Source organism: Eubacterium sp. CAG:161 (genome assembly GCF_000432355.1).
Classification (GTDB): Bacteria; Bacillota; Clostridia; order Lachnospirales; family Lachnospiraceae; genus Eubacterium_G; species Eubacterium_G segne.
In genome coordinates this window covers 1-14,544 of sequence record NZ_HF991856.1, presented here as the reverse complement: position 1 = coordinate 14,544, position 14,544 = coordinate 1, and the positions used below count along the sequence as shown (strand labels likewise).

Genomic DNA, 14,544 nt, shown 5'->3' with positions numbered 1-14,544 from the left:
GAGTGGCAGGTGGAATAAGTTTTAAAACAATTAGAAAAAATACGGGATTTGATATAATTGCTGCAACTATTGATTCGTATTTAGGAAATAAGGTGAATTTGAATAATCATAACCCTGAATCAATATACGTGGTAAATACAATTTATGGGGAAGATGGTATTTATGACCATTTAGAAGGAGCAGAACAATTGCTTGAATCAGGAGTAATAGAGGATGTTTTTTATCATAAAAAAAGAGGGGCAGTTATTGACAATAAAAGAGCAAGCAGCAGCAGAATAGGAGCTTTTATTGTGAAAGCATCCAACGAAAAAGAAATGTATGATAAAGTAGAGGAGGCGTATAAACATTTAGACGCCTTCAATATTCAGGGAGAAAGCATGATAAGGCGTGATTTGAATATTACAAGTATGAGTAAGAGATATAATTAACTATTGATGAGAGGAAGTAAAATGAGACATCATAAATATAATTTAGAGTACAAATTTGTAAAGGAGCCTGAAGAATTTGATAAATATACCCATCGCTCTATGCTTCAATATTGTTTAGGTGCAACTATGTATATGCCTGGAACAAAGGACTTTACACAAGCCATTTTGGAGGAAAAAAGGGCGGGGCTTACTTCAATGACAATGTGCTTTGAGGACGCATGTAAAGAAGAAGATGTTCCGGCAGCAGAAAAAAATTGTATTAATATGTTAGACAAAATAAATAAAGAAATCGACGAGGGACGCTTTTTATATAAAAATCTTCCACTAATAGTATTTAGAGTAAGAAGTGTCGAACAGTTTAAAGAGTTTGCGGGAATGTTAAAACCAGAGCATATGAGACTGATTACAGGATTCAATTTCCCCAAATTTAATGCTGTTAATGGAGCAAGATATTTTGGATACTTGAAGGAATTGAATGAAAAATTTGGAGAAATTCTTTATGGTATGCCTATTTTAGAGGACAGAAGAGTTGCATATAAGGAGAGTAGAATACAGGAGCTAATTGACATAAAAAGAATTCTGGATGAATATAGGGAGCTTGTACTGAACGTGCGTGTAGGAGCTACAGATTTTTCGGCATGCTTTGGAGCAAGGCGAGATATTAATTACACTATTTATGATATAATGACAGTTCGAGATATATTAATGGATATTTTAAACGTGTTTACAAGAGATAACGAATATGTAGTTTCAGGACCCGTTTGGGAGTATTTCAAAATAAATAAAAGTCTTAAATTTGATGAAAAGCTTCCTGAGATTGATTTGAAAGAGACTCTTTTAAAACGTACTCCCATCGTAAATGATGCGGTAGACGGCTTGATGAGAGAGTTGATATTAGACAAGGCAAATGGATTTATTGGAAAAACAATTATACATCCTACACATATAAAATATGTAAATGGAATGTTGGCAGTAACTAAAGAAGAATATGAAGATGCATACCAGATACTTAATACAAGTGGTGGGGTTGTTAAAAGTTCAAACGGAAATAAAATGAACGAAATCGGACCTCACAGAATGTGGGCAGAACGTATTGTTATGAGAGCGAGAGCTTACGGTGTAATAGAAAATGAAAATGAATATTTAAGATTATTTGGATAAGAGAGGATTGAAATATGGATAAAGAAAGTATAGTTAAATATGGAACAATAATTCAAAATTCAAAATTAGATGAAAGTTCAATGTGTTATTATGGTACCAGACTTACAAAGTCTGATGTAGGTCCGAATTGCTCTGTCGGAGACAGAACAATAATCTATAATAGCAAAATAGAAGGTGGAAATGAGATAAGAAGAGATTGTTATATTACTGATTCAAGTGTAGGATTTGGTACAATAATAAGTCACAATACGATTATTAAAAACACACAGATAGGCAAGTTTAACAATATATCATGGGGAAACAGTATAGGGGGCAAAAATCACAATTATAAAAGAGCAGCTACAGCTTCTGATTATCAGTTTAATTGGATATTTAATGGTAAAAGTGAAATTGTTCCCAGCAAGATGGAAGACACAATAATAGGAAATGATGTCTGGATTGGTAATGGCGCAATCATATTAAGAGGAATTAAAATTGGTGATGGAGCTGTCGTTGGGGCAGGAGCGGTTGTTACTAAGGATGTTCCACCATATACCATAGTGGCTGGGTGCCCGGCCAGACCGATAAAAATGAGATATGAAAATAAAAAGTATATTGAAGCACTTTTGGATATTAAATGGTGGGACTGGAGCCATGAAAAAATAAAAAATAATCTGGATTTGCTGTTAACGGAAGTTAATGATGAGACACTGGAAAAGTTAAAAAAGATAAAGGAAGCATAAAATGGCTGAAATAATAAGATTGAGTACACCGATTTCAGAAAAAGACGTAGAAAGCTTGAATACAGGAGATATGATACTGGTTTCAGGCAAAATCTACTGCGGGCGTGATGCGGTGCTGCCAAAGATATGTAAAATGATTGAAGGCAGTGGTACAGAGGACATAAAAAAGAAATTAAAGGGAAGCATAATTTTTCATACTGCGGTAAGTCCGGCAGGAGTGGGCCCTACATCCAGTAATAAATTAGAAATAGAAAGCAGCATACCTGCATTATCAGAAGCGGGAGTAAAGATACACCTAGGCAAAGGTCAGATTAGTAAGAAAACCATAGACTCTTTAGACAGGAACAATTCGGTATATGCCGTTATACCACCAGTGACAGCATTGCTGGGGGAAAATACCATATCTCAAAAGCTTGTTGCATTTCCAGAGTTGGGAATGGAGGCGTTTTATGAATTAGAGGTAAAGGATTATCCTATGATAATAGCAGCAGCTCATAATCAAAGTATTTATTAGGAGACATATTGAATATGTATGACGAAAAAATAGTTACAAAGGTATGTGACACATTGGTAAAAGCAGGCTCTACATTCCTTGGAGATAAAAAAGAAGCATATAAAAAGGCAATAGCCAAGGAAGCTAATGAGCAGGCAAAATGGACAATGGAAAAAATATTGGAAAATGCCTATGTTGCAGAAAAAAATCAAAGTCCGTTATGTGATGATACAGGTATTCCCCATTTGGTTTTGGAAGTGGGACCGGGTAAAGCCATAACCGGTGAAATGATTGAGTCCATTAAAGAAGGCGTGAGATGTGGTCTTAGAAAGCTTCCGGGACGACCAATGGCAATAAAAGGCAATGACAGCCAGAGAATAGACCAGTCCCAGGGGTTAGAGGATGACCCGGGAATGTTAGAGGCGGCACCTATACTTATTAGAAATATTAAAGAGGATAAAATTAAACTTAACATATTAATGTTTGGAGGAGGACCAGCTATACGAGGCAGAACTTACAGGGTTTTTCACAAACACGATACCAATGTTGTATTAGATGAAATTGTGTCATGGGCTAAGGAGGCAACAAAGCAGTTAGGCTGTACCCCATGTACATTGGGAGTAGGAGTTGGACGTTCTAACTATGAGGCAGCTTCAATGATGTTAGAAGCTTTGGTGGATGGCACATATGACAGACAAAGTCCTATGGAAAAATACATTACTGAAAAGGTTAATGAAGAGAGAACCGGACCTTTAGGTCTGGGAGGGGACACCACAGTGCTTGCCACATTTATGAAGGTAGGTCCACAACGTGCCAGCGGAGTCCGTGTGGTATGTTTAAGACCATGCTGTTGCTTTGAACCGAGAATTGCTTCAGTAGAATTAGACTAATTAGGGAGGAATTAATGGACAAAAAGATTTTAGTGACAAGATCATCCATGCCGCCTTTTGAGGAATATGCAGATGAAATAAAGGATATGTGGGACACCCATTGGCTTACTAATATGGGTGTAAAGCACAAGCAGTTAGAAAAGGATCTGGCAGATTATCTTGGGATATCAAAAGAGAATATTGCATTGTTTGTAAACGGTCATCAGGCATTAGAATGTATTTTGGAAGCTTTTCAGTTAGGAAAAGAAAAGAATGCATGGGGAGAACCTAAAAATGAGGTAATTACAACACCATTTACTTTTGCATCAACTACCCATGCCATTGTGCGCAAGGGGTTAAAACCGGTATTTTGCGATATTAAGGAAGATGATTACACCCTTGATCCGGACAAAATAGAAGCATTGATAACAGACAGAACCTGTGCAATAGTTCCGGTTCATGTATATGGAAATCTTTGTGACACGGAAAAAATTGAAAAGATTGCAAAGAAACATAATCTTAAGGTGATTTATGATGCGGCTCATGCCTTTGGCGTGGAAAAAAACGGGGTAAGCAGTGCAATATTTGGGGATGCCTCAATGTTTAGCTTTCATGCCACTAAGGTATTTAATACTATAGAAGGCGGCGCGGTATGCTTTAAGGATTCATCTATGAAGAAGGTATTAAACGAATGGAAGAACTTTGGCATTACAGGTCCGGAAACTACTGAATTTATAGGTGGAAATGCCAAAATGAATGAATTTGCGGCGGCTATGGGAATCTGTAATTTAAGGCATCTAGACCATGAGATAGAGAAGAGAAGGCGGGTTTTTGAACAGTATGTTAAAAATCTCTATGGAGTTGTAGGAATAAAACTGAACCTTGGTCAAAACGCAGTAAAAAGCAACTATGCTTATTTTCCGGTTTTATTTGACAAAGATAAATTCGGAAAAAGCAGGGATGAAGTATTTGATTTGCTGGCAGAACATGGAATTGGAGCAAGGAAATATTTCTATCCTTTAACTAATTCTTATGAATGTTATGAGGGAATGTTTGATGTTAAAGATACTCCTGTGGCTTATAAAGTATCTTTACAGGTGCTTACATTACCAATATATTCAGATTTGAAAATAGATGACGTAGACAGGATTTGTGAAATTATTCTAAATAATTGTTAAAACAAATAATGAAAATATATAAAATGTGCATATATAAATTGATAAATAAAAAAACATGAAACATAGGTGTTATATTTTTACCAAGGTACTCATATTTTTTTGTGAAAAATTTATATTTAAGTCTTTAAAAAAATTTGGTAATATGGTAATATAACTCATATGGTTATGTCCGAGTTAAAAGGAAGGAGAAGGTATAATGAAGAAATTTTTAGCAATTTTATTCTCGGTAGTGGTAACATTAGGCGCGATCACAGTTTTGGGGGCAAACGTAAATGATCCATATGAATTCGACGGAGACGTTATAACTAACCCGTTCTGGTGGTTATATACAACGGAAGCTCCAGAGACACAAACAGAACCGACTACAGTTGGAGCAAACTGGGTTTTGGTAGGACAGAATTCAAACAATAATTACTACTATGACAAAGCAAACATGACAGTTAATGAGGTGGTTAGCATTCAGCAGCCTGGATGGGCGTCTGAGTTAGGTATTTACTTTAACGTATCTGAAGCAATCACAAGTGTAACAGTGAACGGTGTTTCACAGAACGTAGCATCAATTGACGGAGCAGGTGCAGTAGTATACTTATCAGCACTTACTCAGGATGTAAACGAAGTTATTGTTAAGTATGGTAACAGTACAGCAAAAGTTTTATTTAAGAAGGAAGCACTTCCTGAAACAGAAGCTCCAACAGAGAAGCCAACAGAAGCTCCTACAGTAGCACCAACAGAAAAGCCGACGGAAGCTCCTACAGAAGCTCCAACAGAAGCTCCAACAGAGAAACCGACAGAGAAACCTGTTACAGGTATAACGATTGTTAGTCAGCCAACAGATACAACAGTTGTCGAAGGACAGTTAGCTACTATTTCAGTAATAGCACAGGGAAAAGGACTTAAGTATCAGTGGCAGATGAGTACAGATGATGGTGCAACATGGAAAGATAGCAAGACAGCAACTGCTAAAACAGCTCAGATTGCATTCAATATGAAGAATGAATATGATGCAAGACAGTTCAGATGTATTATTTCAGATGCAAATAAAAACAAAGTTACAACAAAAGTAGCTACTCTTTACTTAGATACAGACAAGTCTATCATCATAACGGTTCAGCCAAAGAATACTTACAGCAAGGTTAATCAGACTACATTCCTTGAAGTAAGAGCAAAGGGTGAGGGAATCAAATATCAGTGGCAGATGAGTACTGATGGCGGTTTGACATGGAAGAATAGTGCAGCTGCAAGTGCAACAACCAGAATGCTTGGATTCTCAATGAAAGAAAGTTATACAGGAAGACAGTTCAGATGTGTTGTAAGTGATGTACATGGTGAGACCGTTATATCTGATGCAGTTGTTATTGGTGTAGCAGACGTAAATCCGATTACAATTAAGACACAGCCTGGCACAACAGTTGCTAAGGAAGGTACATCAGTTATTTACATAGTTGAAGCAGAAGGTGTTGGATTAACATATCAGTGGCAGATAAGCACAGATGATGGATTAACATGGAAGAATAGTACAAGTTCAAATGCTAAATCTAGTGTATTTGGATTCAATATGAAATCATCATATAATGGAAGAAAGATTAGATGTATTATTACAGATGCTAATGGAAACACCGTATCAACTAGAACAGTTACAGCTATTTGTAAATAGTATTTAGAAAATGAAATTAAAGCTGGCATTTTTAATGTGCCAGCTTTTGTTTTGTATAGGAGATAGATAATAACTAATGGTTGAAAATTATATTGAAGCAATTGGTCAACTAATAAGACAAGTCATAAAAACTATTCCGTTAGGAATTTTGATAGGAATGGTTGTTTTGATGATTATGAAACTTCTTAACAAAAAGAATAAGCTCGCAGTGGTAATTTTGGCAATGTATTTAAGCATGATAATTCAGGGTACGATTTTATTTAGACCAATAGGTCAAATAAATGAAATTGTATTAAAACCATTTCCCATTGTAGGAGGTGCAAGGTATATGATACTATATGCCATTGCCAATGCTTTGGTGTTTATACCTCTTGGAACATTACTCCCTTTTGTGTGGAACAGGGCAAAGAACGTTAAAGTATGCGTTCTTATGGGGTTTTTAATGAGTCTGTTTATTGAAACAATGCAACTGATTTTGTGTTGTGGAGTAGTTCAGACAGAGGATTTAATAATGAATACCTTAGGCACGTACATAGGTTATATATTATACCGCGTAATAAAAAACAAGAGGGCATGAAGTGCTCTCTTTAATTGACTATTGAAAGCCTATTTTATAAATGATAAAATATTATAGAATAATTATTAAAAAACAAAGGAAGTCAGATATGAAGGGAATTATTTTAGCAGGTGGTTCAGGAACGAGACTGTATCCACTGACTATGGTAACATCAAAGCAGTTGTTACCTATATATGACAAACCGATGATTTATTATCCGTTGTCAGTTCTTATGACAGCAGGAATTAGAGATATAATGATAATATCCACGCCGGAAGACACACCGAGATTTAAGGAATTATTACAGGACGGAAGCCGCTTTGGCATTGATTTAACTTATGCGGTGCAGCCAAGCCCTGATGGATTAGCACAGGCATTTATTATAGGTGCAGATTTTATTGGTGATGACAGTGTTGCCATGATTTTAGGTGATAATATATTTACAGGTCATGGACTAACGGAGAAGCTTAGAGATGCAGCAACCATAAAAAACGGTGCTAAGGTATTCGGTTATTATGTAGATGATCCGGAAAGATTTGGAATTGTGGAATTTGATGAAAATGGACGGGCTATATCCATTGAAGAAAAGCCGGAACATCCAAAGAGCAATTATTGTGTAACAGGGCTTTATTTTTATGACAATAAAGTGGTTGATTATGCTAAGAGATTAAAACCTTCTGCCAGAGGAGAACTGGAAATAACAGATTTAAATGCAATGTATCTTAACAATAATGAATTAGATGTGGAATTGTTAGGACAGGGATTTACATGGTTAGATACGGGAACTCATGAGAGTCTGGTGGAAGCTACTAACTTTGTAAAGACGATGGAAGAACATCAGCACAGAAAGATAGGATGCCCTGAGGAAATCGCATATTTAAATGGCTGGGTTTCCAGGGAAGAGGTTATGCAGGCATATGAAATGATGAAGAAAAATGAGTATGGCAGATACCTTAAAGATGTTGTTGATGGAAAATACATAGAAATGTTAAAGGAATTAAGATAAGGAAAAAGAATTATGAATATAATAGTTACAGGTGGAGCAGGATTTATTGGAAGTAATTTTGTATATTTAGAATTAGAGAAGCATCCGGAGGACAGAATTATATGTCTTGACAAGCTTACATATGCAGGAAATCTTGCAACATTAGGAGAAGCCATGAAGAACCCTAACTTTAGATTTGTTAAGGGAGATATTGCAGATAAGGAATGTGTTGAGAAATTATTTGAGGAGGAGCATCCGGATATTATTGTAAACTTTGCAGCTGAGTCTCACGTAGACCGCTCAATTGAGGATCCGGGAATTTTCCTTAAGACAAATATAATGGGAACGCAGGTGTTAATGGATGCCTGCAGAAAATATGGAATAAAGAGATATCATCAGGTATCAACAGATGAAGTATATGGGGATTTGCCTTTAGACAAACCTGATTTATTCTTTACAGAGGAGACTCCTATACATACATCATCACCTTATTCAGCGTCAAAGGCAGGTGCGGATTTGCTGGTAATGGCATATCATAGAACTTTTGGGCTTCCTGTTACAATAACAAGATGTAGCAATAACTATGGACCATATCATTTTCCGGAGAAACTGATTCCACTTATTATTTCGAGAGCTTTGGCAAATGAAACATTGCCGGTATATGGAAAAGGTGAAAATATAAGAGACTGGCTCTATGTAAAGGATCACTGTAGTGCCATTGATTTAGTAATAAGAAATGGCAGAGAGGGAGAAATATATAATGTAGGCGGTCACAACGAAAAGAGCAATTTGGAAGTTGTAAAAACAGTAATTAAGCAGCTGGGAAAACCGGAAAGCCTTATAACTTTTGTAACAGACAGACCGGGACATGACATGAGATATGCAATTGACCCTACAAAAATACATAATGAGTTGGGCTGGCTGCCGGAAACTAAATTTGAAGACGGAATAAGAATGACCATTGACTGGTATTTAAATAACAGAGAATGGTGGGAAAATATCATAAGCGGAGATTACCGCAATTATTTTGAAAAGATGTATGTTGAAAAGGACAGAGCATAGAAGATGAAGGTACTGGTAACAGGAGTAAAAGGTCAGCTGGGATTTGACCTTATGAATGAGCTGAAAAAAAGAGGTCATCAGGCAGTAGGTGTAGACGTGGAAGAAATGGACATCACTGATGAGGTGGCAGTTAATAAAATAATAAAGGAAATTAATCCTGATGTGGTTATTCACTGTGCAGCATGGACGGCGGTGGACGCTGCGGAAGATGAAGAGAATGTACCAAAGGTAATGGCTGTAAATGCTACAGGTACTGAAAACATTGCCAAGGTGTGCAACGAAATTAATTGCAAAATGGTTTACATAAGTACAGACTATGTATTTAACGGTCAGGGAGAGACTCCGTGGCAGCCGGAGGATGAGAGAAATCCTCTTAATGTGTACGGAAATTCAAAATATTTAGGTGAACTGGCTGTACAAAAGTATATGGAAAAGTACTTTATAGTGAGAATTGCATGGGTATTTGGTATTAACGGAAAGAACTTTATTAACACAATGCTTAATCTGGGACTTACCCATGACAGGCTGACGGTGGTTTCTGACCAGGTAGGAACCCCTACTTATACCTATGATTTGTCCAGGTTGTTAGTAGATATGGCAGAAAGCGATAAGTATGGCATATATCATGCAACAAATGAAGGTGGTTACATCAGCTGGTATGATTTTACAGTGGAAATAATGAAGCAGGCTGCTAAATATAATGATAAGTATAGTAAGGTGGAGGTTTTACCGGTAGGAAGTGATATGTATCCCGCTAAAGCCAAAAGACCGTCTAACAGCAGAATGGATAAATCAAAGCTTAAGAATCAAGGCTTTGAACCACTGCCGGATTGGAAAGATGCACTTTCAAGATATTTACAGCAGAAAATGGAGATAGAAAATGGGACAAATTAAAGTAACGAAATGTGATATAGAAGGTTTATGTGTGATAGAGCCTACAGTTCATGGAGATGACAGAGGATATTTCATGGAAACCTACAATTTAAACGATATGAAGGAAGCCGGACTTGACATGGTTTTTGTTCAGGATAATCAGTCTATGAGCACAAAGGGTGTTTTAAGAGGATTACATTACCAGAAGGAATATCCTCAGGGTAAGTTAGTAAGAGTTATAAAGGGAACGGTTTTTGACGTGGCTGTGGATTTAAGAAGAGATTCAAAGACATATGGCAAGTGGTATGGTGTGGAACTGTCAGAAGAAAACAAGAAACAGTTCTATATTCCTGAAGGATTTGCCCATGGATTTCTGGTGCTGTCAGATGAAGCAGAGTTTTGCTACAAGGTAACGGATTTTTATCATCCGGGAGATGAAGGTGGTCTTGCATGGAATGACCCTGAAATAGGCATAAAGTGGCCTAAGGTAATAGGGGAATATAGTGGAAGTGCATCACCTAAAGGGTATAAAATGGAAGATGGAACCCTACTTAATCTAAGTGACAAGGATAAACAGATGAAAGGGTTTAAGGAAACATTTAGATTTTAGTATAAAATAGTATTAAGTCACCTGAAAATTTTGACTTTAAATGAGGATAATACATGAATAAAAAGAAAAAAGTTTTACATTTAGTTGAGGCTATGGGTGGGGGAGTATTTACATATTTAGCGGAATTAGCCAATGGCATGAGCGATGAATTTGATGTATCCATTGCTTTTGGTATGCGAAAAGAAACGCCGGAAAACTATGAGGACTATTTTAATGAGGGTATTAAACTTATTAAGGTTGAGAACTTTACCAGAAGTTTAAATGTGGTAAAAGACATTAAGGCATATATTGAATTAAGAAAGATTGTAAAAAAAGAAAAGCCGGATATAATTCATCTTCATTCATCTAAGGCGGGAGCGCTGGGAAGATTGCTTGTGGGAACAGGAAAAGCAAAGATGTTTTATACCCCTCATGGTTACAGTTTCCTAATGGAAAATGAGTCAGGGATTAAACAACAGATTTATAAAACTATGGAAAAAATCCTTGGAAAAAGAAAATGCCTTACAGTGGCATGTGGAAAAAGTGAGTGGGAGCAAAGCAGGATAGTTACCAAAAATTCCACATATATTAGCAATGGAGTAAACATAGACAAACTTAATGCTAATTTGATTAATGCTAATGAGCAGAATTTAGAGGATTTTAATATAAAGAAGAATGTTTTTACGGCCTATACCGTAGGAAGGATTAATTATCAGAAGTGGCCGGAATTGTTTAACGAAATTGCACAAAAATTGCCGGAAATGCAGTTTGTATGGATAGGTGATGGGGATATGCGTGATAAGCTGACGGCTGACAACATAGTTATTACAGGCTGGCTGGAACATAAAGAGGCAATGGAATTAAGCACAAAGTTTGATGCGTTTATTCTGGCTTCGAGATATGAAGGGTTGCCTATTTCACTGTTAGAGGCAATGTATATGAAAAAAGCCTGTGTGGTTAGCAATGTAGTGGGAAATCGTGATGTAATAAAGAATGATTATAATGGTTACATTTGCGATGAAACAGATCAGTTTGTAGAGGCGTTAAAAGACATAGAAAAGGGAAACAGTGACAAGCTGATAGAACAGGCATATTCAGATATATTAAATGAGTTTAACAGCAAGTGCCTGTGTAATAAATATAAAGAAGTATATAATGAAAGTAGAAGCAAATGAAGAAAATAAATGTTCTTGTGCTGATAACTGTCATGGATAGAGCCGGGGCTGAAACCATGATGATGAATTATCTTAGAAATATTAATAGGGAAAAAATTCATATGGATTTTCTCATAAACAGAGAACAAAAAGCTGATTATGAGGACGAAATAGAAAAATTAGGTGGCAGAATTTATCATATGTGCCCTTTATATCCGGGCAAATTCTACAGATATAAAAAGGAATTCAGGAATTTCTTAGAAGAACATCCGGGATATGATATTATTCATTCAAATCTTGAAGAAAGAAGTTACTTTGCCTTTAAAATTGCAAAGAAAATGGGAATCTCCGTAAGAGTTGCCCATGCTCATTCGGCTCCGTGTGGTCGTAATATGAAAATGATTATGAGGCTGTATTTTAGAAGGAAGCTTCAGAAGTATTGTACTCACAAAGTGGCATGTGGTGAAAAAGCGGCAAAATGGCTTTTCGGAAGTGATGCAGACCTGGTAGAAATGGAAAGTTTCGTAAAGGGAGAAAAACATTCAAAAAATACTGTGGTTTTAATGAAGAATGCCGTTGACACTGATAAGTTCAGTTATTCAACAGATGTAAGGGAAAAAGTACGAAAAAAAATGAAGATAAGCAGAGATACTTTGGTTATTGGACATGTAGGCAGATTTACACATGATAAGAACCAAAGTTTTTTAATTGATATATTTAAAAATGTTAATATCCTCAATAAAAAATCCGCAATGATGTTAATAGGTGGAGGGAAACCTAAAGAGGAAATTAGCTATAAAGAAGAAATTGAGAGAAAAGTGCAGCAGTCAGGACTTAAGGGCAAAGTTAAGCTTTTAGGGGTAAGGGAAGATATAAATGAGCTAATGCAGGCAATGGATATATTGGTGATGCCTTCTAGAACAGAGGGATTTCCGGTGACATTGGTGGAAGCACAGGCGGTGGGACTTTGCTGTTTAGTTTCAGATGCCGTGGGCTATGACATAAATATGACAGAAAAAATCCAGTATAAATCATTAGAAGAGGATGCTTCTCAGTGGGCACAAAAAATATTATCCATGACAGCCGATGGTCAAAATCGGGAAGCTGAAAGCATCCCAATGAAAGAAAAAGTGATTGAGAGAGGATATGAAATAGCGGATGCAGCTAAGGATTTAGAGGCATTTTATGAGTACCTTGCCGGATAAAATATATTGTGACAAAAGCAGGATGAATGAAGTTATTGAAAATTGCAGTAAAAGATAAAAAGGGAGCAGAAATACATGGAACCAATTCACGTTTTAGTGCTTGATACGGTTATGGACCGTGGTGGGGCTGAAGCTATGATTATGAATTATATGAGAAATATAGATAGGGATATCATTAAATTTGATTTTCTTACAAACAGGGATTACAGGGCTGCATACGAGGATGAGATAGAGCAGCTAGGTGGTAAGATTTATCATATGTGCCCTATGTATCCGAAATATTTTAGGCAATATAAAAAGGAAGTTTATAACTTTTTAAAAGAACATCCGGAATATAAAATTGTACATTCAAATCTTGAGGAGAGAAGTTATTTTCCGTTAAAAGAAGCAAAAAAAGCAGGAGTTCCTGTAAGAATCTCCCATTCCCACAACCGCCCATTGGGAGTGGATTTGAAACTGATTATGAGGTATTATTTCAGGTTTATGCTTAAATACTATAATACTCATATGTTTGCCTGTGGTATTGAGGCGGGGGACTGGCTTTATGGAAAGAAAAACAGAAATAATGTTATTATAATGAAGAATGCCATTGACGCAAATCAGTATAGATATAATGAAGAAACTCAAAACCGTATGCGGGAAGAACTGGGAATTTCAGGTAAAAAGGTTATAGGTCACGTTGGACGTTTCTTTCCGCAGAAGAATCATACTTTTTTAATTGATATATTTAAAGCTGTTCATGACAGAGATAAGAATACGGTGCTTCTTTTAGTAGGTGGCGGAGAGGCAGATGATACTTTAAAAAATCAGATTCGCCATAAAGTAAAGGATTTAGGTCTGGAAGACTCAGTAAAGTTTTTGGGAGTAAGGGAAGATGTGGAAAAAGTGGTGCAGGCTTTTGATGTGTTCCTTCTGCCATCACTTTTTGAAGGATTGCCGGTGACTATGGTGGAGGCACAGGCAGCAGGCTTACCATGTGTAATTTCAGACAAGGTTCCTATACAATGTGATATTACAGGAAATGTCAAAGTTGTATCCTTAGAGGAGGCTCCTGAAAAATGGGCAGAAGTGATTGATGATGTGCTTAAAAATTTTAAGAAAAAAGATACATATGAAACAATAGTTAATGCCGGATTTGACATTAAGGAAAATGCAAAGTGGTTGAAGGATTTTTATGTGGAGGCGCTTAAAGAAGCCGGAGAAAATAATTAGAAAATGAAAAAGTAGAAAATCCATGTGGGAGATGGCTCGTACATGGATTTTTTGTTTGCTGATAATTACTGAATACATAGAGGTGGCAAAAAAATTAGACAATTAAGTGTTTAAAATGTCTATAGATAACAAAATGACACTTATTGTAGAAAAAAATATATTAAAGATAAAGTATAATATAAAAACAACTTGACAATGCAACAAAACATATATAATATAATAAATGTAAGATGTAAATAAAATACTACAAAGTAAGAACGGATAAATACAAATTGAATATTTGAGCAGGCGCAATGGTGGTTTGTACTTTATGATGTTTATATTGTGCTATTGTAATTTTTTTACATCCGGTGTATACTATAAAAAGAATAAGAGAAACTAATAGTATACACCTCGAAATATT

15 protein-coding genes are annotated in these 14,544 nt (G+C 36.1%); all 15 read left to right on the top strand.

All coding sequences use genetic code 11. The features are described from left to right. On the top strand, window positions 1-428 hold a 428-nt coding region (locus Q5O30_RS03345; protein WP_302674551.1), incomplete at its 5' end, for a hypothetical protein. 21 nt (window positions 429-449) lie between these two features. Next, the gene (locus Q5O30_RS03340) at window positions 450-1,589 is read left to right on the top strand and encodes an HpcH/HpaI aldolase/citrate lyase family protein (protein ID WP_021952343.1); all 1,140 of its coding nucleotides are present in this window, start codon (window positions 450-452) and stop codon (window positions 1,587-1,589) included. A gap of 14 nt (window positions 1,590-1,603) precedes the next feature. Next, the gene (locus Q5O30_RS03335; protein ID WP_021952342.1) at window positions 1,604-2,311 is read left to right on the top strand and encodes a DapH/DapD/GlmU-related protein; all 708 of its coding nucleotides are present in this window, start codon (window positions 1,604-1,606) and stop codon (window positions 2,309-2,311) included. Window position 2,312: 1 nt separating this feature from the next. Then, window positions 2,313-2,825, top strand: a complete 513-nt coding sequence (locus Q5O30_RS03330; RefSeq protein WP_021952341.1) for a fumarate hydratase C-terminal domain-containing protein — start codon at window positions 2,313-2,315, stop codon at window positions 2,823-2,825. A gap of 14 nt (window positions 2,826-2,839) precedes the next feature. Beyond that, window positions 2,840-3,694 carry a fumarate hydratase gene (locus tag Q5O30_RS03325; RefSeq protein ID WP_021952340.1) on the top strand — a complete coding sequence of 285 codons (855 nt, stop codon included), beginning with the start codon at window positions 2,840-2,842 and terminating at the stop codon, window positions 3,692-3,694. Window positions 3,695-3,708: 14 nt separating this feature from the next. Continuing rightward, window positions 3,709-4,851: a DegT/DnrJ/EryC1/StrS aminotransferase family protein gene (locus tag Q5O30_RS03320; protein WP_021952339.1), complete on the top strand. Its 1,143-nt coding sequence runs from the start codon at window positions 3,709-3,711 to the stop codon at window positions 4,849-4,851. 196 nt (window positions 4,852-5,047) lie between these two features. Continuing rightward, the gene (locus Q5O30_RS03315) at window positions 5,048-6,505 is read left to right on the top strand and encodes a hypothetical protein (RefSeq protein ID WP_021952338.1); all 1,458 of its coding nucleotides are present in this window, start codon (window positions 5,048-5,050) and stop codon (window positions 6,503-6,505) included. Between the two features lie 76 nt (window positions 6,506-6,581). Next, the gene (locus tag Q5O30_RS03310) at window positions 6,582-7,082 is read left to right on the top strand and encodes a VanZ family protein (RefSeq protein WP_021952337.1); all 501 of its coding nucleotides are present in this window, start codon (window positions 6,582-6,584) and stop codon (window positions 7,080-7,082) included. 88 nt (window positions 7,083-7,170) lie between these two features. Next, window positions 7,171-8,067 carry a glucose-1-phosphate thymidylyltransferase RfbA gene (gene rfbA / locus Q5O30_RS03305; RefSeq protein ID WP_021952336.1) on the top strand — a complete coding sequence of 299 codons (897 nt, stop codon included), beginning with the start codon at window positions 7,171-7,173 and terminating at the stop codon, window positions 8,065-8,067. 12 nt (window positions 8,068-8,079) lie between these two features. Further along, window positions 8,080-9,108 (top strand): dTDP-glucose 4,6-dehydratase, encoded by a 1,029-nt coding sequence (rfbB, locus tag Q5O30_RS03300; protein WP_021952335.1) that lies wholly within the window; start codon window positions 8,080-8,082, stop codon window positions 9,106-9,108. Window positions 9,109-9,111: 3 nt separating this feature from the next. After that, complete coding sequence (gene rfbD / locus Q5O30_RS03295; RefSeq protein ID WP_021952334.1) at window positions 9,112-10,002, top strand: dTDP-4-dehydrorhamnose reductase; 891 nt, start codon at window positions 9,112-9,114, stop codon at window positions 10,000-10,002. Next, window positions 9,989-10,591, top strand: a complete 603-nt coding sequence (gene rfbC / locus Q5O30_RS03290; protein ID WP_021952333.1) for a dTDP-4-dehydrorhamnose 3,5-epimerase — start codon at window positions 9,989-9,991, stop codon at window positions 10,589-10,591. The genes rfbD and rfbC overlap by 14 nt, the downstream gene beginning before the upstream one ends. A gap of 53 nt (window positions 10,592-10,644) precedes the next feature. Beyond that, window positions 10,645-11,745, top strand: a complete 1,101-nt coding sequence (locus Q5O30_RS03285; protein WP_021952332.1) for a glycosyltransferase — start codon at window positions 10,645-10,647, stop codon at window positions 11,743-11,745. Continuing rightward, complete coding sequence (locus tag Q5O30_RS03280; protein ID WP_021952331.1) at window positions 11,742-12,929, top strand: glycosyltransferase; 1,188 nt, start codon at window positions 11,742-11,744, stop codon at window positions 12,927-12,929. The genes Q5O30_RS03285 and Q5O30_RS03280 overlap by 4 nt, the downstream gene beginning before the upstream one ends. A 75-nt stretch (window positions 12,930-13,004) precedes the next feature. Continuing rightward, window positions 13,005-14,141 carry a glycosyltransferase family 1 protein gene (locus Q5O30_RS03275; protein WP_021952330.1) on the top strand — a complete coding sequence of 379 codons (1,137 nt, stop codon included), beginning with the start codon at window positions 13,005-13,007 and terminating at the stop codon, window positions 14,139-14,141. Window positions 14,142-14,544 lie beyond the last annotated feature (403 nt).

Bases quoted from the DNA above. Each gene is read 5' to 3' on its own strand.
- Q5O30_RS03340 (WP_021952343.1), top strand. From the start codon at position 450: ATGAGACATCATAAATATAATTTAGAGTACAAATTTGTAAAGGAGCCT.
- Q5O30_RS03335 (WP_021952342.1), top strand. From the start codon at position 1,604: ATGGATAAAGAAAGTATAGTTAAATATGGAACAATAATTCAAAATTCA.
- Q5O30_RS03330 (WP_021952341.1), top strand. From the start codon at position 2,313: ATGGCTGAAATAATAAGATTGAGTACACCGATTTCAGAAAAAGACGTA.
- Q5O30_RS03325 (WP_021952340.1), top strand. From the start codon at position 2,840: ATGTATGACGAAAAAATAGTTACAAAGGTATGTGACACATTGGTAAAA.
- Q5O30_RS03320 (WP_021952339.1), top strand. From the start codon at position 3,709: ATGGACAAAAAGATTTTAGTGACAAGATCATCCATGCCGCCTTTTGAG.
- Q5O30_RS03315 (WP_021952338.1), top strand. From the start codon at position 5,048: ATGAAGAAATTTTTAGCAATTTTATTCTCGGTAGTGGTAACATTAGGC.
- Q5O30_RS03310 (WP_021952337.1), top strand. From the start codon at position 6,582: ATGGTTGAAAATTATATTGAAGCAATTGGTCAACTAATAAGACAAGTC.
- rfbA (WP_021952336.1), top strand. From the start codon at position 7,171: ATGAAGGGAATTATTTTAGCAGGTGGTTCAGGAACGAGACTGTATCCA.
- rfbB (WP_021952335.1), top strand. From the start codon at position 8,080: ATGAATATAATAGTTACAGGTGGAGCAGGATTTATTGGAAGTAATTTT.
- rfbD (WP_021952334.1), top strand. From the start codon at position 9,112: ATGAAGGTACTGGTAACAGGAGTAAAAGGTCAGCTGGGATTTGACCTT.
- rfbC (WP_021952333.1), top strand. From the start codon at position 9,989: ATGGGACAAATTAAAGTAACGAAATGTGATATAGAAGGTTTATGTGTG.
- Q5O30_RS03285 (WP_021952332.1), top strand. From the start codon at position 10,645: ATGAATAAAAAGAAAAAAGTTTTACATTTAGTTGAGGCTATGGGTGGG.
- Q5O30_RS03280 (WP_021952331.1), top strand. From the start codon at position 11,742: ATGAAGAAAATAAATGTTCTTGTGCTGATAACTGTCATGGATAGAGCC.
- Q5O30_RS03275 (WP_021952330.1), top strand. From the start codon at position 13,005: ATGGAACCAATTCACGTTTTAGTGCTTGATACGGTTATGGACCGTGGT.